Raw genomic sequence first — 18,704 nt, 5'->3', positions numbered from 1 at the left:
GCCATGCTGCGCCCCCGGCCTCCGCCGGCCGCTTTGCCACCCCTGCCCTGTCTTCCTCGTGAGCCTGAACCCATGAAACACCTGCCCGTCAGCTTCATCGTCTGCGAAATCCTCGGCGTGCTCTCCCTCATTCCCGCCATCGCCAGCCTGGCCGGCGTCGGCACCGCCCTCCACCCCATCCTGGCCGACAGCGGCGCCGGCATCGCCCTGCTGGTCACGGCCGTATCCCTCATCATCAGCGGCTTCTTCCCCCTCGTGCTGCGCCGACTGGCGGAGCGGGATGAAACGGGTGTGAAGCAGTAGCTGCCTGGAGAGGCAAGCGGGGCGCGGTGTTTGCCCCCATTGCCGTGGAGAACGAGCAAGGGCGCGGGGTCTGGAGAAGGCCCGCGCCCTTGTCGCGTTTGCGGGGTGTTTTTGTTGTTGGGTTGTTGGGTGATTCGTTGGGCGTGGTTTGGCGTGGTCTGTGGATTGGCGGCTGGGTTCNGCCGTTGCCCGGCGGCTTACTTATTCTTGAATCGCCAAGAATAAGTAAGCAACAAGAAAGCGACCCTCACCCCCGGCCCTGCGGGCTCCCCTGCGCTGCTCAGTCGAGCGGGGCGGCTGCGGAACTCGGGCCTAAAGGCCCTCAGACAGTCCTCGCCGAAAGCCCCCCGCCCGCCCTGCGCTGCTCGGCGGGGGTGGAAGGGAAGGAACACCGCGTGGCCTTGGTAATGGTGCTGACAGGGAGAATGGTGGGGATATGCGAATTGCAATTTTTGTTGCTGAAAGTACGCGCCGCCGGTAAGTTTAATCCTGTCCGGTTTCACGGATTTTTAGTGAGGCAGAAGAAGGTCGAGTCTGCTAAATCCCTTGTGGGATAAGCCTTTCAGACTGTCCGGTGTTCCAGGATATTGGACAGTCCCATTTTTATTGGACGTTTTGTCGTCTACTACTAGTTAGCCCGCATATGCCTACGCACGCACAAGTGATTGCTCAAAAGATCGGCCGCATTGATGCGTTGCTGTTCTTCGTCATCTGGTCGTGTGTTGGCTTGCTGTCCGCCACCCATTCATACGGGGCGTTACCAATCATCGTGTTTCTTCTTGTGCCGGCGTCGGCTCTTGTCGGCTGGCGCGGCACTGTTTCAGTTCGTCTTATTCTGGCTGGTGCTGCCTCGCTTCGGCGTGCTGCAATTGACGGCTTTATTGGTGGCGCAGCATTCGTGCTAGTTATTTGGCTGTGGGGTTTTTCAAATGCAGCCCTTGCAGCTGGCACCGTATTCGATGGGTTGTCTCCCTGGCAATTTGAATTTTGGTTGGCTGTGGCAACTACTCTGCTTCCAGCCATGGGGGCTGCGGGTGTCGTGGGTGCTCTTCACGGCATTGCCTTCTTCTTCCTAAACCGTTGGCTCATTAGGGCTAACACGCCAGTCAACCCGGACGCGCCGACAAGCGGCGCGCCGGTTACTTAGCACGTTAGGCTTATTTATAACTAGCGCAACCGAGACATCCATGATCTTTGCCGAAATGGAGTATCAGGAAGAGTACCGGGATTTTCACTCCCAGTTACATGAGCATTTATCTGCTCACTTTCAGCATCTCAAATCTGGCATACAAGGTGATTCCTGGTTCTGGATCTACGATGGTGAGCAGAAAGTTGCCATCGATACATTCACGTCGATGAAACATCAGATCAAAGCTAGTGTAGCCAGCCCACTTGTGGAGTCAGTTATCAAGGCCCTTCAACTCAAATACCGAGTCAAGGTCTACTCTGAGCCAGAACTGGAGGCGCATGAGGATGTTTAGCCTATTCGTAAACACATCCAAGGGTGCTTTAACGCCCCAGCCTAACATTCCGGTAAAGGCCGCTCCCTCTGGTCGCTGGACGCTACGCGATAAAGCGCCGCTTACCTAAAACGTTAGGCGGCTGTCTCCGCTTACGGTGGACGCTCGGATGTGCCGGCCCTGCCCTGTGCGGCGCCGAGCAACGGAGCTTCTGGCGGGAGAAGGGCGAGCACTGTTTGAGGGCCTTTAGGCCCGAGTTGCGCAGCCCCCGCCGGAAGCGAGTAGCGCAGGGAACCCCGAAGGGGCGCCAAACCGGGCTCGCCTTCTTCTTGGTTACTTGTTCTTGGCGAGACAAGAACAAGTAACCCGCGCGTCAGGCGCGGAACCCAGCCGTCAAACACTCTGCCACGCCTGAAGAATCCCATAAGCCTTCGCAACCCCAATACCCACGCGGCCACCCCAGAAGACCCGCATCCCACTTGCCTCTCCGAGGCGGCATCCTGAAACGCCGCGCCCCTCTTGCCTCCCAGGGGCAATGCTTGCAAGCCCCCCGTCCCTATTGCCCTGCCGGGCATCCTCGATCCGGGTAAGGCTCAGGGTCGCCGTTGCCGTGCCGTTTCGAGATGGCGGCAGAGTTGTTCGGCGCCGTCGAGCAGCCGTGGGCTGTGGCGCTGGATGAGTTCGGGGGAGACGAAGAACAGGTTGTCCCGCTTCACGGCGGCGAGGGTCTTCCAGCGCCGCCAGTCGTCCAGCCATTCGGGGCGGGCGTCGCCCATGCCGCTGGCGACGATGGCTTCGGGGTTGGCGGCCAGTACGGCCTCTTCGCTGACCTTGGGGGCCATCTGGTCGAGCTGGCCGAAGACGTTGTCGCCGCCGCAGAGGTGGATCACGTCGGAGATGATCTGTTGCCGGCCCACGGTCATCAGGGGCTGTTTCCAGATCTGGTAGAAGGTGCGTACCGCGGGGCGGCTGCCGTATTGCTTTTGCAGGCCCGCGAGGCGGGTGCGGAACTGGCGGGCGGCGTCGTTGGCCACGGTTTCGCTGCCGGCCAGGCGGCCGAACTGTTCGAGCTGCCGGGCCACGTCTTCGATGCGGTTGGGCTGGGAGAGGAAGACCGGCAGGCCGAGGCTTTTCAGCTTGGCGATGTGGCCGGGGGCGTTGCCGCTTTCCCAGCCGATGACGAGGTCGGGCTTGAGGGCGGCGATGGCTTCCAGGTCCAGGTTGGAATAGCCGCCGACCCGGGGCAGCCGCTTGGCGGCGGCGGGGTAGTCGCTGTAGTCCACGGTGCCCACCAGGCGATCGCCGGCGCCGGCGGCGTAGAGGTTTTCCGTGATGTGGGGGGCGAGGCTGACGATGCGCCGGGCCGGGGCCTTGAGGCGCAGGGGGGCGCCGCTGTCGTCCTGCAGGGCGATCTCGGCCCGGGCCGGCAGGGCCGTGGCAAGCAGGGCCAGGGCGGCCCACAGGATGAGTTGCGGAGTACGGCCCCGAGCGGTTTGGGTGACTTGCGGGGACAGTTTCATAGGTCTTTCCTCAGGGCATCCAGGGCGGCTTCCAGGCGCTGCCATTCGGCTGCGTCGCCGGGCAGGCCGAAGCGCAGGCTGGAAGAGCCGTCCACTTCAAGGAAGAGGCGCACCAGGATGCCGCGGCGGGCCAGTTCGTCATGCACCCAGTCGGCCCGGGGATGGGGCAGCCAGCGGAACAGCGGGGTGCCGGTGCTGGCGCCGAGGGTGATCTGCAGCAGGGTTTCCAGGCGCTGGGAGGCGGCGGCCAGGTCCCGGGCCATTTCGGTCTGCCAGGCCCGGTCGTTGAGGGCGGCGGCGGCGGCTACCCGGGCCGGGCCGCTGACGGCCCAGGGGCCGATGGCGTCGGCCAGGGCCTCGAGCAGTTCGGGGCGGGCGATGGCGAAGCCGACCCGGGCGCCGGCCAGACCGAAGAACTTGCCGAGGGAGCGCAGCACCACCAAGTTGGGCGCGGCCTTGGTGCCGGCCAGGTCGGCCAGGGAATCCCGCGGGTCGGCGTCGGCAAAGGCTTCATCCACCACCAGCAGGCCGCCCCGCTTGGCCAGGGCCCGGGCGGCGGCGCGCAGGCGGCGGGCGGTGATGTGCTCGCCAGTGGGGTTGTTGGGATTGACCACTACCACCACGTTGTGGTCCTTGGCCACCTCTTCCAGGCGGGCCGGGGCGAAAGGGGTGACGGCCCATTCGGCCTTGACCCAGGCGGCGGCGTGCTCGGCGTAAGAGGGGGCAAGCACGGCGGCGCGGCCCGGCGGCAGCAGCTTGGGCAGGGTCTGGATGGCGGCCTGGGAGCCGCCCACGGCCAGCACGTGCTTGGCGCCGTAGTAGGCGCGGGCGGCGGCCTCCAGGCCATCCTCCTCTTCCGGCAGGCGCTGCCAGGCGCTGATGGGGATGCCGGGCACCGGGTAGGCCCAGGGGTTGATGCCGGTGGAGAGATCGAGCCAGTCGGCCAGGGGGATGCCCCATTGCCGGGCTGCCTGACGCAGGCGGCCGCCGTGTTCAAGCATGGAAGACCTTTCCGAGCAGGAAGGCGGCCAGGGCCGCCAGGGGGTGGAGCAGAACAATGGTGCCGAGCCACAGGCCCAGGCCCCGTTGCACCAGGGCCGAGGCCCGGTCGATGTCGAAGGCGGCGGCGGGGCGGCCTTCCCCCAGGGGCGGGCGCTGTTCCTCCCGGCCATGATAGATGGCGGCGCCCCCCAGCAGGATGCCGAGGGAGCCGGCGCCGGCGGCCATCACCGGGCCGGCGTTGGGGCTTTCCCAGGTCGGTGCCTGGGCCTGCCAGCAGGCCAGGGCGCGGCGAGTGTGGCCGAGGGCAGCGTAGGTCAGGGCGGTGAGGCGGGCAGCGGGCCAGTTGAGCAGGTCGTCGAGGCGGGCCGCGGCCCAGCCGAAATGCAGGAAGCGTTCGTTCTTGTAGCCCCACATGGCATCCAGGGTGTTGGCCAGGCGGAACAGCAGGGCGCCGGGGCCGCCCAGCAGGGCGAACCAGAAGAGGGTGCCGAAAACGGCGTCGTTGCCGTTTTCCAGTACCGATTCGACGCAGGCCTTGGCCACGCCGGATTCATCCAGGGCCGTGGTGTCGCGGCTGACCATGTAGCCGACCCGTTGCCGGGCGGCGGGAAGATCGCCGCCGGCCAGGGGTACGGCCACGGCGTCGGCGTGTTCCTTCAGGCTGCGGGCGCCCAGGGCGAAATAGAGCAGCAGGGCATCGGCCAGCAGGCCCAGCCAGGGCGTGGCGCTGGCCCAGGCGGCCAGCAGCACCGGCGGCAGCACGGCGAAGCACCAGGCGAGTAGGCCGAAAATGCGCAGGGCGGTGCGGGAGGCTACGGCCGGCGGCGGGCGCAGCGCCTTTTCCAGCAGGTTGGCCAGCTTGCCGAAGCCCACCAAGGGGTGGCCCCGGCGCGGCTCTCCCAGGAGGCGGTCGAGGGCGACGCCAAGGAGGGCGGCAAGGGGCAGGGCGAGCCAGCTGGGCATGGGATAATCCGTGGTTTCCATCAGACCACCCGGATGGCCGGCCCCAACGGGGCGCGCGACTCCGGGCAACGGCGCCGGCGGTGTTGCCCCGCTTGGGCGCGAAAGAGCGGATTTTAAATGATTAAGCCCACCCTCATGGTCCAGGGTTGCACCTCCGATGCCGGCAAGAGCACGGTGGTGGCCGCCCTCTGTCGTCTTTTGCACCGGCGCGGCGTGCGCGTGGCCCCCTTCAAGTCCCAGAACATGGCCTTGAATTCCGCCGTCACCGTGGATGGCGGCGAGATCGGCCGGGCCCAGGCCCTGCAGGCCCTGGCGGCGGGGCTGGAGCCCCACACGGACTTCAATCCGGTGCTGCTCAAGCCAAATACGGATACGGGCGCCCAGGTCATCATCCACGGCAAGGCGGTGGCCGACCTCAACGCCCGGGCTTACCACGAGTACAAGCCCCGGGCCATGGCGGCGGTGCTGCAATCCTACGGCCGGCTCTGCGAGCAGTACGAGGCGGTGCTGGTGGAAGGGGCCGGCAGCCCGGCGGAAATCAACCTGCGGGACCGGGACATCGCCAACATGGGCTTCGCCGAGGCGGTGGATTGCCCGGTGGTGCTGGTGGCCGACATTGACCGGGGCGGCGTCTTCGCCCATCTGGTGGGCACCCTGGAGCTGCTCTCGGCGAGCGAACAGCAGCGCACCGTGGGCTTTCTCATCAACCGCTTCCGCGGCGACATCAGCCTCTTGCAGCCGGGCCTGGACTGGCTGGAGGCGCGCACCGGCAAGCCGGTGCTGGGGGTGCTGCCCTACCTGCACGGCCTCTACCTGGATGCGGAAGACGCCATTGCCCGGGAGCAGCTGGCCAAGCGCGAAACCAAACTGCGCGTGGTGGCCCCGGCCTACCCCCGCACGTCCAACCACAACGACCTGGACCCGTTGCGCCTGCACCCGGAGGTGGATTTCCGCTTCGTTGGGCCCAACGAAGCGCCGCCCCAGGAGGTGGACCTGATCGTGCTGCCCGGCTCCAAGAGCGTCCAGGCCGACCTGCGCTGGCTGCGGGAACACGGTTGGGACGCGGCCCTGCGTCGCCACCTGCGCTATGGCGGCAAGGTCATCGGCATCTGCGGCGGCTTGCAGATGCTGGGCTACCGCCTGCACGACCCCCTGGGCCTGGAAGGCGCTCCCGGCTCTGCCGATGGCCTGGGCCTGTTGGATATGGAAACCACCCTGGCGGCGGAGAAGCAGTTGGTCAATGTCACCGGCCAGCTGCAGCTGCCGGGCAGCCCGGCCCTGGCCGGCTACGAGATTCACATGGGCGTCAGCCACGGCCCGGCCCTGGCCCGGCCTGCCGCCGTCTTCGCCGATGGCCGGGCGGATGGTGCGCTTTCCGACGATGGCCAAATCCTCGCCACCTACTGCCATGGCCTCTTCGACACGCCCCAGTCCCTCGCTGCCCTGCTGGCCTGGGCGGGGGCCGACCTGGGCTTTGCCCCGGGCATCACGGTAGACCCGGTGGCCCGCCGCGAGGCGGACCTCAACCGCCTGGCGGATGCCACGGCGGCCGCCATCGACTGGGACAAATGGCATAGCGCATTGCCTGGCCATCCCTGGTGAAACCGCCCCTGGCCTCCTCGGCTTGAGGGGCTCAATGGGTGCGGAGTGACGAGCACCCAGAAAAGTGCCGGTTTTATGCCGATGGCCATGGCTTCCATGACGCCAAAATGCTGTGCCGCAACAAGCAGTTGTGGAAAACCGCGCTTTGCGTCCATTGGGAAAAACCCGCATACTTCCGCTCTTTTATTTTTCACAGCAAGCCCGGGAGCCCACGCGGCTCCCCAGGAGTTCAGTCATGGAAAAGGATCTGCGCGACGCCGCGCTCGAATATCACCGCCAGCCCACCCCCGGCAAGATCGCCGTTCGCCCCACCAAGGGCCTGACCAACCAGCGGGACCTGGCCCTGGCCTACTCTCCCGGCGTGGCTTACGCCTGTGAGGAAATCGTCGCCAACCCCGCCGCCGTGGACGAGATGACCTCCCGCGGCAACCTGGTGGGCGTGGTCACCAACGGCACCGCCGTGCTGGGCCTGGGCAACATCGGCCCCCTCGCCGCCAAGCCGGTGATGGAAGGCAAGGGCTGCCTGTTCAAGAAATTTGCCGGCATCGACGTTTTCGACATCGAAATCTCCGAGAACGACCCGGACAAGCTGATCGACATGATCGCCGCCCTGGAGCCCACCCTGGGCGGGGTGAATCTGGAGGACATCAAGGCCCCCGAATGCTTCTACATCGAAGAGAAGCTGAAGGAACGCATGTCCATCCCCGTCTTCCACGACGACCAGCACGGCACCGCCATCATTTCCGCCTCGGCCATGCTCAACGGCCTCAAGGTGATCGGCAAGGACATCGCCAGCGTCAAGGTGGTCTGTTCCGGCGCCGGCGCTGCCGCCATCTCCTGCCTCAACCTGTGGTGCTCCCTGGGCATCAAGCGCGAGAACGTCACCGTCTGCGACTCCAAGGGTGTCATCTACGTTGGCCGCGAAGCCAATATGGAAGCCACCAAGGCCCGTTATGCCCAGGAAACCGCCGCCCGCACCCTGGGCGATGCCATCGTCGGCGCCGACATCTTCCTCGGCCTTTCCGCCGCCGGCGTGCTGAAGCCCGAGATGGTCAAGCAGATGGCGAAGGACCCGCTGATCTTCGCCCTGGCCAACCCGACCCCGGAAATCATGCCGGAACTGGCCAAGGAAGCCCGCCCCGACGCCATCATCGCCACCGGCCGTTCCGACTACGCCAACCAGGTCAATAACGTCCTCTGCTTCCCCTTCATCTTCCGCGGCGCCCTGGATGTGGGCGCCAAGCGCATCACCGAGGAAATGAAGCTGGCCTGCGTCAAGGCCATCGCCGCCCTGGCCCAGGAAGAAGTCAGCGACGAAGTGGCCATGGCCTACCAGGGCCAGCAGCTCTCCTTCGGCCCGGAATACCTGATTCCCAAGCCTTTCGACCCGCGCCTGATTTCCATCATCGCTCCGGCCGTGGCCCGGGCCGCCATGGAATCCGGTGTCGCCACCCGCCCCATCGTGGACATGGATGCCTACCGCGACAAGCTGAAGGAATTCAATACCCACACCGGCGTCGGCATGCGCGCCGTGTTCTCCGCCGCCAAGCAGGGTGAAGCCAAGCGCGTCATCTACGCCGAAGGTGAAGACGAGCGCGTCCTGCGGGCTGTCCAGGTGGTGCTGGAAGAGCGCCTGTGCAAGCCCATCCTGGTGGGCCGCCCGGAAGTCATCGAAGCCCGCCTGCAAAAGATCGGCTCCAAGCTGAAGATGGGCGAGCATTTCGAAGTGGTGAATCCCAACTACGACGAGCGCTACAAGGAATGCTGCAACGCCTACCATCAGCTGATGAAGCGTCGCGGCGTGACCATCGACATCGCCAAGATGCGCCTGCGTTCCGACAACACCATCATCGCCGCCATGCTGGTCCAGCTGGGCTACGCCGATGCGCTGATCTGCGGCGTTTCCGGCCGCTTCGCCCATCACCTGCGCCAGGTGGAGGAAATCATCGGCAAGGCTGAAGGCCACGAGACCCTGGCCGCCATGAACCACCTGCTGCTGCCCAACCGCGCCCTCTTCCTCTGCGACACCCACGTCAATGAGAACCCGGACGCCGAGCAGCTGGCCGATATCGCCCTGATGGCGGCCGACACCGTGCGCCGCTTCGGCCTGACCCCCAAGGTGGCCCTGCTCTCCCATTCCAACTTCGGTTCTTCCCAATCCGCCTCCGCCCGCAAGATGGCGGCCGCGGCCGAGATTGCCCGCAGCAAGGCGCCGGATCTGGAAATCGACGGTGAAATGCACGGCGACTCCGCCCTCTCCGAGGAAATCCGCCAGGCCTCCGACCCGGATTCCCCCCTCAAGGGCGAAGCCAACGTGCTGGTCATGCCCAACCTGGACGCGGCCAACATCTCCTACAACCTGCTGAAGATGACCGGCGGTGAAGGCGTGACCATTGGCCCCATCCTGATGGGGGTGGCCAAGCCGGTGCACGTGCTGACTGCCACGGCCACCGTGCGTCGTCTGGTGAACATGACCGCTCTGGCGGTGGTGGACGCCAAGCAGCAATAAGCCGCTGCAAGGCAAAACGCCCCGCCGGCCTGCAAGGGCCCGCGGGGCGTTTTCATTTTCAGGGTTGCGTTACAGCAAGGCTCCAGTGCGGCAGGGCGCAGAACGGCTATAACGGGCCTGGAGCGGCCTAGGGATGCTGGGGGAGAGGCGGGGGGTGCCGGAAGCGGCGGGAAAGGCTGGTGAGGGCCTGGCGGCCCTTACTGCATGATGAAGTTGGTGAACAGCACTTCTTTCACGCCGCTCTTCTCGTCTTCCTTGAGCAGGGCGTTGAGGGCCTTGCGGATACGTTGGGCCAGGGCTTCCTTACCTTCCAGGGTCTGGAGGCTTTCCGGCGTTTCGGCGGAGAGGATGAGGATCAGGGCGTGCTGCACTTTGGGGCGGATGACCTTCAGGGATTCGGCCGTTTCCGCATGGGCGCCTTCGAAGACCATGTCGGTCTGCAGGATGCGTCCGCTGCGGGCCAGGTTCACCACGAAACGATAGGATTCCGCAGCACCGCCACCACCACCGTGGTCATTGGCCTGAAGGGAAGGGGCAAGCAGGAGGAGAAGCAGGCAGGACAGACAGCGAGCGAGCGTTTTCATGACGGCCTCGATGCGAAGCCCCGTTGGGGCTGGCTTCCAGACTAATTCGCAAACTGGAAGCAGAAGGGATGGTGCCCATGGGCAGGATTGAACTGCCGACCTCTCCCTTACCAAGGGAGTGCTCTGCCACTGAGCTACATGGGCAACAAGACTGCTGTCCCCGGGATGCTGCAGGTACCGGAGGCATGGTGAAAACCGGGGGTTTCACCAAATAAAACGGCCTCCGGGTGGAGGCCGTTTTGAATTCTGGTGGGTTGTGAGTGGCTCGAACACTCGACCTACGGATTAAGAGTCCGCTGCTCTACCAACTGAGCTAACAACCCAAAGAGGTGCGCACTATAGCGACCTTTTCTTTATTTGTACAGCTTTTTCCGAACTTTTTAACGGTGCTGCCAGAAAATATGCCTGGCCTCGCCGGGGAAAAGCCGCTGAAGCGGTTAGGTTCCTACCACTTCCGGCCCAACAAGAAGGTGCGGATTATCAGTATTTTCAGAGGGTGCGTCAAGCAGCCGGGCGGGATTTCGGCTGTTTCCGGGATTGTCGGGCGGATATTCCCCTATTTCCCCAATTGGGCGATAGCGTGTGCTTTACCGGCACTTATTGGTGCTGTATCGGGCAACCGTAGGGGGCGCGCTTTGCGCCGTTCGCGTCTTTGCGAAGCGGCGTCAGCCACTGATCTCTGATGCCGCTAGAAGTAGCGTACGACCTGGACCCACATCTGTGGGCTCCTCTCCACATCGCTCTGCGCCTTTTCATTGCCGATTTTCCAGGCCGTCACTGCGTTCACCTGCCAGTTCGCAGTGGCCCAGCTAATCCCGATGCCTGTGCCTGAAAGGCGGCGATGGTTATTGTCTTTCGTCCATGGATGCCTGTTCAGGCGCACCTCCCCGTGGTCAACGAAAGTGGACACTTGCCAAGCCTCCGTCAGTGCGTAGCGAAGTTCCACATTGGCCAGCAGTCCCTGGTCACCGCAGGTCTCGCCCTGGGGATAGGCGCGGACGCCGTAGGCACCGCCAAGACACAGCTTTTCTGCACTATCGAGATTGCTGTTGGTCCATTGCCCCTGTAATTGGGCAAACAGGTTGAAGCGTTCTCCGAGCGATTGCGAACGGGCGATGGTCGGATTCACCTTGTCGAATCGCCCCTGGGTTTTGGCTGTCGCCGCATCGAATTGCTGGGCAGGAAGGCCGTCCAGGTTCAATTGTCCATGGGTCCAGGCTACCGAGAAGCTGCTCTGACCACTCCCTAGCCAGTCATCGCGATGATTGCCGTAAAGCGTGGCGGTAATGGCCTGAGCCCGCTTGCTTTTTCGTTCGCCAAACAGATCGATGTCGTCCTTCAGGCGCTTTTCCTCGAACTGCAGTTGGGTCGAAATGTTGAGGCTGCGCGAGCGTATCAGGGGTTGCAAGGCGTAAATGCTGACGATGCTGGCGCTGCCGTGGGCCCGGAGATCATTGAAGTCCTTGCCGAGTTTGTAGCTCATGTCTGAGTAGGCGACGCCCAGCTGGGTAGCCCAGGGGCCGACCGGGACCTGATAGGCCAGGCGGCCGTAGCGTTGTGCTTCTTCGCTACCTGTCGCGCGAAGTGTGAGCCGGTCTCCGAGATTGAGCGGATTGTTGAGATTGACGGTGCCGCCTGCGCGGAACTGGCCCACGAAGCGGTTCCCATAGTTGTCCAGGTCCACCGAACCGGAGATTCCGCTGCCTTGTTGGACATCGACCAGCAGATCGCTGGTCCCGGTACTCGCACCCGGCCGCAGGGTCGATTTCACGTCCACGCCGGGCGTGTCCTGCAACAGCAGCAAGCTGCGTTCGAGAGAGCGTGCCTGTACCACGTCACCGGACCGCAGATCGGTGAGGGGGGCCAGGGCGCTGCCGCCCAGCCCGGTGTTGTCGTTGATCTTTACCTCACCGTAACGGCCTTCCAGAACGGCAATCGTGATGATGCCGCCTTCAATTTCCTGGGCTGGCAGATAAGCGCGCGCCAGAGGGTAGCCCTGCTCGCGATAGTGGCGGGTGATGCGATTGGCTGCGGCCTGCAATTCGCTGAGTCGCCATTCCTTGCCCGGCATATCGGCGAGCAATGCGAGCAGGGAGGCGCTGGGAATGGCCCGATTTCCCTCCAGGCGCAGGTGATTGACCATTATCCTGGGGCTGTCGTCTGTCGGCTGGTCGTTTGGGGTATCCGGGAGATTGATCGGAAGCGATGGTTGGGGATCCTGCCGGCGAGGTTGCTGCTCGAGGTTTTGCAAAACCTGGCCAGCATCCGGGACCGTCGCGGCAAATGCGGGCAAGGCGAGCAGACAGCTGCCCAGGGCGGCCATCAATGGCGTCAGACGCATTTTCAGATTCCTTCCGGCAGGCGAATGCCGTGATTGATGATATTCAGCTGCGGAATGTCGATGGCCAGCCCCGTCGTGACTGGATGGACTGCCACAGCCGGACGGCGACGCTCTTCCCGGGTTTGACTGGCAATGATCTGAGCCTGGGAGAGGCGGGAGTCAACCGCGGCAACTTGCGGAGCACCGGTTACCGTCAGCAGGCCATCCATGAAGGAAATGTCGTAATTGTCCAGCCCGTTGCCACGGGCATTGCTGGCCACTATCGCGTAGCGGCCTGCCCGCGCCGGGGCCGCTGCTCCCTGGCTGTACAGGTCGACGGTGTCAATCCGATCTCCATCGATCAGCCCGGTACTGGAGAATTGATGCAAGTTGGCCGTCTGGCCGTAGGTCTTGCTGGCATTGCCCGCGGTAATGGTGAGGGCCGCCTTGTTGACGGTGAGAGCGCCGTCCACATAGTGGATGTCGTAATTGCCCAGGCCCTGGCCTTGGGCCTTACTGGCGACGACGGCGTAAGTACCGGCCGCAGCGTTGCTGGCCAAACCAAGGCTGTTGAGGCTGACGGCGGATACCTGGTCGGCGGCCAGCAGTCCAGTAGTCACGAAACCGCTCAGACTCCCGGTCTGGCCGTAGGTCTTGCTGGCATTGCCGGCGGTGATGGTGAGGGCCGCCTTGTTGACGGTGAGGGAGCCGTCCACATAGTGGATGTCGTAATTGCTCAGGCCCTGGCCTTGGGCATTACTGGCGACGACGGCGTAAGTACCGGCGCCAGCGTTGCTGACCAAGCCGAGGCTGTTGAGGCTGACGGCGGATACCTGGTCGGAGGCCAGTAGTCCGGCAGTCACGAAACCGCTCAGGCTCCCCGTCTGTCCGTAGGTCTTGCTGGCATTGCCGGCGGTGATGATGAGGGCCGCCTTGTTGACGGTAAGGGCGCCGTCCACATAGTGGATGTCGTAATTGCCCAGGCCCTGCCCCTGGGCATTACTGGCGACGACGGCGTAAGTACCGACCGCAGCGTTGCTGGCCAAACCAAGGCTGTTGAGGCTGACGGCGGATACCTGGTCGGCGGCCAGCAGTCCGGTAGTCACGAAACCGTTCAGGCTCCCCGTCTGGCCGTAGGTCTTGCTGGCATTGCCGGCGGTAATGGTGAGGGCCGCCTTGCTGATGGTCAGGGACCCGCCCCCCATGGCGATGTCGTAGCCGAACTGAGAGGAATACAGACCGCCGAGCTGAAGGTCGGCGCCGCTGTAGGTTCCCGCATTGGCACTACTTGTCTTGTAGGTGGCGCTACCGGATACCAGTACCGGGTCATAGCCGATGGGAAACACCAGGCTGCCGGCATTGCCGCTGCTGGTGCCGTCATAGGTCTTGGTGGCGTTTCCGGCGTTAACGCTGAGGGTGGTCATGAAGGTGCGCAGCAGCGGTGCGCTGTGGCCTTCGTACATACGCCAGGTGGCACCGGTGCCGCCGGCGTCGTCGATATTCCAGCCGGCTGCCGCGAAGGGCGCCAGGGTCGTGAGCTGGGAACTGGTCAGCCCGGATACACCGCTGGCGTTGCCAACCCCGACCCCCTGGGCCAGGCCACTGGTGGTGGTGTTCCAGAAGCTGCCGGTGGCGGTGCCCACATTGCTGCCCACCAGGCCGCCGACCGCACCGACGTTGGAGCTTGCCGTGCCCGTGGAGTAGACACGCAGCAGGCTGCCGTCGTTGAACCCGACCAGGCCGCCTGCCGTGGCGCTGCCCTGGGCGCTGCCCGTGGCGTAGCTGTCGCGGATGATGCCGGTACTGGCGTTGCTACCGGCCAGGCCGCCACCATTGAGGCCGCCGCTGGCGCTGCCCGTGGCCAGGGACTCGCTGAGGGTCCCGGCGTTGGTGCCGACCAGGGCGCCGACATTGCCCGTGCCGGTGACGGCGGTGTCGCTGCTGACCCGCTCGACCACCCCGGCGGCGGCGTTGTAGCCCACCAAGGCACCGGTGTAGCTGCCGCCGGCCAAACTGCCGCCCACCAGGTTGAGATTGCCGACGTAGCCGGCGTTGTAGCCGAACAGGCCGCTGTAGGTGCTGCCGGGGCGGTTGATGGCCAGGCCGCCGATGCGGTGCCCCTGCCCGTCGAGCCGACCGGTGAAGGGGTTGGCCAGGCTGCCGATGGAGAGGAAGCCGGCGCCGCTGTTCCACAGCGCGCTGCTGGAGGCGTTGATGTCGTTCGCCAGGACGAAGCGGCTGCCCGCCAGGCTGGTGGAAGCCAGCCCCTGTAGGCCGTAAATATCGCTGATGCGGTACGGCGTGGCGGCACTGCCGTCGCCGCCCAATGCCCGCACGAAAGTAGCCGCGGGGCCGAGGCGAAAGTCGGTGACGCTGAAGCTGGGCAGGCTGGCGGCCACCTGGCTCCAGGTGCCGCCGGTGAAATTCAGCACACCGAGGTCGACGCCACCGTTGCTGGTCACGGAGCCGGCGGCGGACAGGGTCAGACTACCGTTGGCAGCACCGACGCCATCGCCCAGCAGGACGTTGCCGCCGTTGCTGGTGCTGAGGGTCAGTCCGGCGGCATCGCTCCAGGTCAGGCGGTCGGCTACGCCGAGGTTGCCGCCTGCTGACAGCTGGCGGGTGCCGTTGATACTGAAGGCGCCACCGCTGTCGAGGCTCAACAGGCCGCCGGAACCCAGGTTGGTGTCCAGGTCGTAGTTATTCGTGATGGCGGCCAGGTACAGGCCATAGCCGCTACTGGTGAGGGTGGCGAAGTCGCTGGACGAAAGGAAGTTCAGGTCGGTAGCGGCGTAGCTACCCCGTGTCAGCAGGTAGCGGCTACGGGTGGATGAGAGGCTGCCCAGGCCGGTGACCATGCGCGCAGCGGTGCCGTAAACGTCCAGCCCCTGGACGCCGTTGGTGCCGATCACATCGCTGAAGGCAGCGCCTTTCGTGGTGTTGCCATCCAGATAGGCGATGGCGCCATTGACATTCAGATGACTGGCATCGCTGAGAATGTAGTAGGAGCCATCCGCACCACTGGTGCTACTGCCAATGGCCAGGCCGCCTGACACGGCGGTCAGGGTTGCGCCCGCCAGGGCGGTGCTGCCGGCATTGCTGAAGGCTTTGCCGCTGATGGCGATGGGCGTGGTGCTGTAGCGCCAGGTGAAGTACGGGTAGAGGTTGGCGCCGGTGCCCCAGACGGACGACGAGAAGCCAGAGGGCAGCGCACCCTGGAGCTGCGCGGTAGTACGCCCGGTCATGCCGCCCGACAGCCCACCAGCAGAGCCTTGCAGCTGGCCGCTGGTCTGGGTGTTCCAGTAGGCGTTGCTGATGGCGCCATTCCCTCCGTTGTTGTAGCCGACGAAACCGCCCAGCTGAATCCCCCCGGAAACGTAGCCGGTGGCGTAGCTGTTGCTGATGGTGCCGTTGACGAAATTGACCCCGGCGAAGCCGCCGATGTTGCTCGCAGAGCCCTGGCCGATCACCGCGCCGGTGGCGTAGGCGTCGGTGATGCTGCCTTCGTTGTGGCCGACGAAGCCGCCGACCGGCCCCGACGACGCCCTCACCGTGCCGGTGGCGTAGGACTGGCTGATGGAGCCGCCATCGCCGCTGTAGCCGTTGGCGCCCACCAGGCCACCGACATAGCCGAGGTTTGCGGTCGTGTTGGTGCCGGTGACATTGCCGGTGGCATAGGAGCGGGTGATGCTGCCGCCGTTGACGTTGAAGCCAACCAGACCACCGACCTGGTAGCCGCCCCCGGTGACGTTGCCGGTGGCGGAGGCATCGGCGATAGCGCCGCTATCGTTGGTACCCACCAGCCCACCGGTGTTGGATTCGCCGATTCCGGCGCCCCTGACGGTGGTGCTGGCCGAAGCGTTGCCGAGGGTGCCGCCCAGCATGTAGCCGACCAGGGCACCGACGTTGTCGTTGCCGGTGACGCTGCCGTCCACCAGCTTGACGTTGGCCAGGGTCGCATTGGCGGTGTAGCCGAACAGGCCAACGTTGTTGGTGACCACACGGTTGATGCCCAGGCCGCTGATGCTGTGGCCCTGTCCGTCGAAGCTGCCGGTGAACTGCTGTGCGTTGTCGCCGACCGGGCGGAAGCCCGACACGCCCCACACTTCGCCGTAGTAGCCACTGCTGGCGGCCATGGCGTTGGGCAGACTCAGGTCGGTGCCCAGGCGATAGTTGGCATTCAGGTCCAGCCCCATCAGTTGCAGGGCGTGGGGGGTGAAGATGGTCGTGGAGTATTCGTTGCGCAGCATCGGTCGGGTATCGCCGTCGAACGTCACCCAGGTGTTAGTGAAGTCGAACCCGGCAAAGGAGGCCTGGTTGCGTACTCCGCCGGACAGGCCGATACCACCGCCCAGGGAGCTGGCTTGGCCGGTCGTGTAGATATCCCAGTAGCTGGTGTTGACGGTGATGGTGGGCAGGTAACCGCCACCGATCAGGCCACCCGTGGTGGTGTAGCCGGTGACCTTGCCGCTGGCGTAGGTATTAGTGAGCGTCGCGCTGGAGATCACCTCGCCCAGCAGCCCGCCCGCAAACGCACTGGTGTTGCTGACCGTGGCGGTGACCGAGCCGGTGGCATAGGAGTCGGCCATGGCAATGCTCTGCACGCTGCCCGCCAGCCCACCCACCACGGTCAGGCCGGTCACGTCGGCGGCAGAGGACGAGTAGCGGATGATGCCGTTGTTCACCGTGCCGGCCAGGCCGCCGACGAAGGCCCCGGAGCCGGACACGCTACCGGTCATGTGAACGTTGCTGAGGGTGCCGCCAAGGGTGGCGGCGATACCGCCGACGTTCATCTGCCCGGTGATGCGGGCATTCGACAGGGTCAGGTCACGGACGTTGCCGCTCACCGTGCGGAACAGCCCGACGTCGCTCTCCAGCCCGCGATTGATGGTCAGCTTGTCGATGCTGTGGCCAAGGCCGGCGAAATTGGTGCTCGCTCCGTCCAGCGGGTTGAAGCCGGCGCCACCGTTCCAGCCCGCGGTGGCGCTGGCGTCGATGTCGTTGCCCAGGGCGTAGAAGCCTGTGCTGGTGATGTTCTGCAACGCCCCGATGTCATGGATCAGGACATAGCCGGTACCCGCCAGGCTGAGGCTGGCATTGCTGCCGGACAGGGTGACGCGGGCGCCCTTGTTCAGGCTGTAGCTGCCGCTGTAGGACATGGACAGCCCGGCGTTGTTGCCGGTGGCGGTGATGTCCTTGTTGATGATGATGCTACCGGCGGCGTTGAGCGCCAGCACGGTGTTGGCACTCCAGCTGATGGGCGCGTCCACGGTGATGTTGCCGGCCTGGCTGCCGCCGACGCCGGTGGTCACCGTCACCCCGGTGCTGGCCAGGGCGTTGGTGAGGGTGGTGACGTTGAGCACGCTGTCGTTGGCGTTGCCATTGAAGCCCCCCATGCCGGAGCTGGTGGCGTTGGAAATGGTCACGTTGTAGGGGTCGATCAGCCACTCACCGGTCTTGCCCTTGGGCGCCAGGGTGGTGACCTTCACGTCGTCGGCGATCTGCACGTGGGCACCGCTGGTTTCGATGAAACCGCCGTTGCCGCCGTTGCCGCCGGCGGGTGCGCTGGCGTCGAGGGTGCCGGCCACCTTGACCACGCCGCCGTCGAAGTCGCCTATGAGCATGATCTTGCCGTCCTTCTGGCCCAGGGTGCGGGCTTCGATGACGCCAGTATTGTTGACCACGGTCTTGAGCAGGGCATTGCCGGCGTCAGCGGTGAGCAGGACCTGCCCACCATCGGCCCGAATCAGTTGCCGGTTTTCCACCAGTGCATCTGCCGCCGCGCCGTCCACCTGCACATTGAGCAGGCCGTCGCCAGCGAAATCCAGGGTCATGGCGTTTCCGGCAGCCAGCGCTACGCTGCCTTGATGGGCCACGATGACCCCCTGATTACTGACCCGGCCCCCTAGCAGGGCGACAGCACCTCCATCCATGGCCATGATGCTGCCCTGGTTGATGACAGCCGCTGGTTTCCCGCTGCCCTTGAAGCGGTAGGCACCCCGGGCAAAATCGAGCGGATCAATGTCCAATGTGGACGCCACCAGGCCACCTACCTGAACCTGGGCAGTGTTGCCAAAAAGAACGCCATTCGGATTCACCAGAAATACCCGTCCGTTGGCATTCAACTGCCCCATGATTCGGGAGCCATCCGTTCCCAATACCCGGTTCAGGGCGATGGCATCTGCTCCGGGCTGGTTGAAAGTGACCCGGCTTCCTGTGCCGATGTTAAAACTTTGCCAGTCAATTGCCAGCTTGTTGCTGGACTGGTTGATCACCATCCGGGTTCCGGCGGCGTCGATGGCACCATTACCGTAAGTGATGACGCCACCGGTGGGCAGGTCGGCCGCGGTCACGACCCCAGAGCCAATCAGCAGTGCCGAGGTCAGGATTGCAGTAGGACTTCCGCCACGACGGCTGGTACCTTCATGAGTAAAGTTCCAG

General features: G+C 64.8%; 11 protein-coding genes and 2 tRNA genes. 5 read left to right on the top strand and 8 right to left on the bottom strand.

Translation table 11 applies throughout. The features are described from left to right. Window positions 1–72: 72 nt before the first annotated feature. From AZSI13_RS12635 to AZSI13_RS12630, 3 genes are all read left to right on the top strand, one after another. Window positions 73–303: a hypothetical protein gene (locus tag AZSI13_RS12635; protein WP_109041530.1), complete on the top strand. Its 231-nt coding sequence runs from the start codon at window positions 73–75 to the stop codon at window positions 301–303. A 661-nt stretch (window positions 304–964) separates the two neighbouring features. After that, complete coding sequence (locus AZSI13_RS17330; protein WP_133247315.1) at window positions 965–1,450, top strand: hypothetical protein; 486 nt, start codon at window positions 965–967, stop codon at window positions 1,448–1,450. A gap of 40 nt (window positions 1,451–1,490) precedes the next feature. Continuing rightward, window positions 1,491–1,784: a hypothetical protein gene (locus AZSI13_RS12630; RefSeq protein WP_109041529.1), complete on the top strand. Its 294-nt coding sequence runs from the start codon at window positions 1,491–1,493 to the stop codon at window positions 1,782–1,784. Window positions 1,785–2,356: 572 nt separating this feature from the next. Here AZSI13_RS12630 and AZSI13_RS12625 read toward each other — a convergent pair. From AZSI13_RS12625 to cbiB, 3 genes are read right to left on the bottom strand one after another with little or no spacing between them, the layout of a single operon-like run. Then, the gene (locus AZSI13_RS12625; protein WP_109041528.1) at window positions 2,357–3,283 is read right to left on the bottom strand and encodes a cobalamin-binding protein; all 927 of its coding nucleotides are present in this window, start codon (window positions 3,281–3,283) and stop codon (window positions 2,357–2,359) included. After that, window positions 3,280–4,284, bottom strand: a complete 1,005-nt coding sequence (gene cobD, locus AZSI13_RS12620) for a threonine-phosphate decarboxylase CobD (protein WP_109041527.1) — start codon at window positions 4,282–4,284, stop codon at window positions 3,280–3,282. The genes AZSI13_RS12625 and cobD overlap by 4 nt, the downstream gene beginning before the upstream one ends. Next, window positions 4,277–5,248, bottom strand: coding sequence for an adenosylcobinamide-phosphate synthase CbiB (cbiB, locus tag AZSI13_RS12615; RefSeq protein WP_109041574.1), 972 nt, complete (start codon window positions 5,246–5,248; stop codon window positions 4,277–4,279). The genes cobD and cbiB overlap by 8 nt, the downstream gene beginning before the upstream one ends. Window positions 5,249–5,365: 117 nt before the next feature. Here cbiB and AZSI13_RS12610 point away from each other — a divergent pair, with 117 nt between their 5' ends. Next, a complete protein-coding gene (locus AZSI13_RS12610) occupies window positions 5,366–6,850 on the top strand; it encodes a cobyric acid synthase (protein WP_201262382.1) in 1,485 nt (494 codons plus the stop codon). A 235-nt stretch (window positions 6,851–7,085) separates the two neighbouring features. Further along, window positions 7,086–9,359, top strand: coding sequence for an NADP-dependent malic enzyme (locus AZSI13_RS12605; protein WP_109041526.1), 2,274 nt, complete (start codon window positions 7,086–7,088; stop codon window positions 9,357–9,359). Between the two features lie 197 nt (window positions 9,360–9,556). On the opposite strand, the gene fliL is transcribed toward AZSI13_RS12605, so the two are convergent. From fliL to AZSI13_RS12580, 5 genes are all read right to left on the bottom strand, one after another. Next, a complete protein-coding gene (gene fliL / locus AZSI13_RS12600; protein WP_109041525.1) occupies window positions 9,557–9,943 on the bottom strand; it encodes a flagellar basal body-associated protein FliL in 387 nt (128 codons plus the stop codon). A 69-nt stretch (window positions 9,944–10,012) separates the two neighbouring features. Beyond that, window positions 10,013–10,087: transfer RNA gene (locus AZSI13_RS12595), tRNA-Thr, on the bottom strand. A gap of 103 nt (window positions 10,088–10,190) precedes the next feature. Beyond that, a tRNA-Lys gene (locus AZSI13_RS12590) sits at window positions 10,191–10,266 on the bottom strand. 365 nt (window positions 10,267–10,631) lie between these two features. Continuing rightward, on the bottom strand, window positions 10,632–12,284 hold the full coding sequence (locus AZSI13_RS12585; RefSeq protein ID WP_109041524.1) for a ShlB/FhaC/HecB family hemolysin secretion/activation protein: 1,653 nt from the start codon (window positions 12,282–12,284) through the stop codon (window positions 10,632–10,634). Window positions 12,285–12,286: 2 nt separating this feature from the next. After that, window positions 12,287–18,616 (bottom strand): MBG domain-containing protein, encoded by a 6,330-nt coding sequence (locus AZSI13_RS12580; protein ID WP_165833499.1) that lies wholly within the window; start codon window positions 18,614–18,616, stop codon window positions 12,287–12,289. Window positions 18,617–18,704 lie beyond the last annotated feature (88 nt).

The sequence above is a fragment of the Azospira sp. I13 genome (assembly GCF_003112695.1).
Classification (GTDB): domain Bacteria; phylum Pseudomonadota; class Gammaproteobacteria; order Burkholderiales; family Rhodocyclaceae; genus Azospira.
Note: the sequence above shows the minus strand (reverse complement) of the source record. Positions and strands in the feature narration are given on the sequence as shown.

Coding starts and splice junctions, on each gene's coding strand:
- cobD (WP_109041527.1), bottom strand. CDS start 4,284: ATGCTTGAACACGGCGGCCGCCTGCGTCAGGCAGCCCGGCAATGGGGC.
- AZSI13_RS12605 (WP_109041526.1), top strand. CDS start 7,086: ATGGAAAAGGATCTGCGCGACGCCGCGCTCGAATATCACCGCCAGCCC.
- AZSI13_RS12635 (WP_109041530.1), top strand. CDS start 73: ATGAAACACCTGCCCGTCAGCTTCATCGTCTGCGAAATCCTCGGCGTG.
- AZSI13_RS12625 (WP_109041528.1), bottom strand. CDS start 3,283: ATGAAACTGTCCCCGCAAGTCACCCAAACCGCTCGGGGCCGTACTCCG.
- AZSI13_RS12610 (WP_201262382.1), top strand. CDS start 5,366: ATGATTAAGCCCACCCTCATGGTCCAGGGTTGCACCTCCGATGCCGGC.
- AZSI13_RS12585 (WP_109041524.1), bottom strand. CDS start 12,284: ATGCGTCTGACGCCATTGATGGCCGCCCTGGGCAGCTGTCTGCTCGCC.
- cbiB (WP_109041574.1), bottom strand. CDS start 5,248: ATGCCCAGCTGGCTCGCCCTGCCCCTTGCCGCCCTCCTTGGCGTCGCC.
- AZSI13_RS12630 (WP_109041529.1), top strand. CDS start 1,491: ATGATCTTTGCCGAAATGGAGTATCAGGAAGAGTACCGGGATTTTCAC.
- fliL (WP_109041525.1), bottom strand. CDS start 9,943: ATGAAAACGCTCGCTCGCTGTCTGTCCTGCCTGCTTCTCCTCCTGCTT.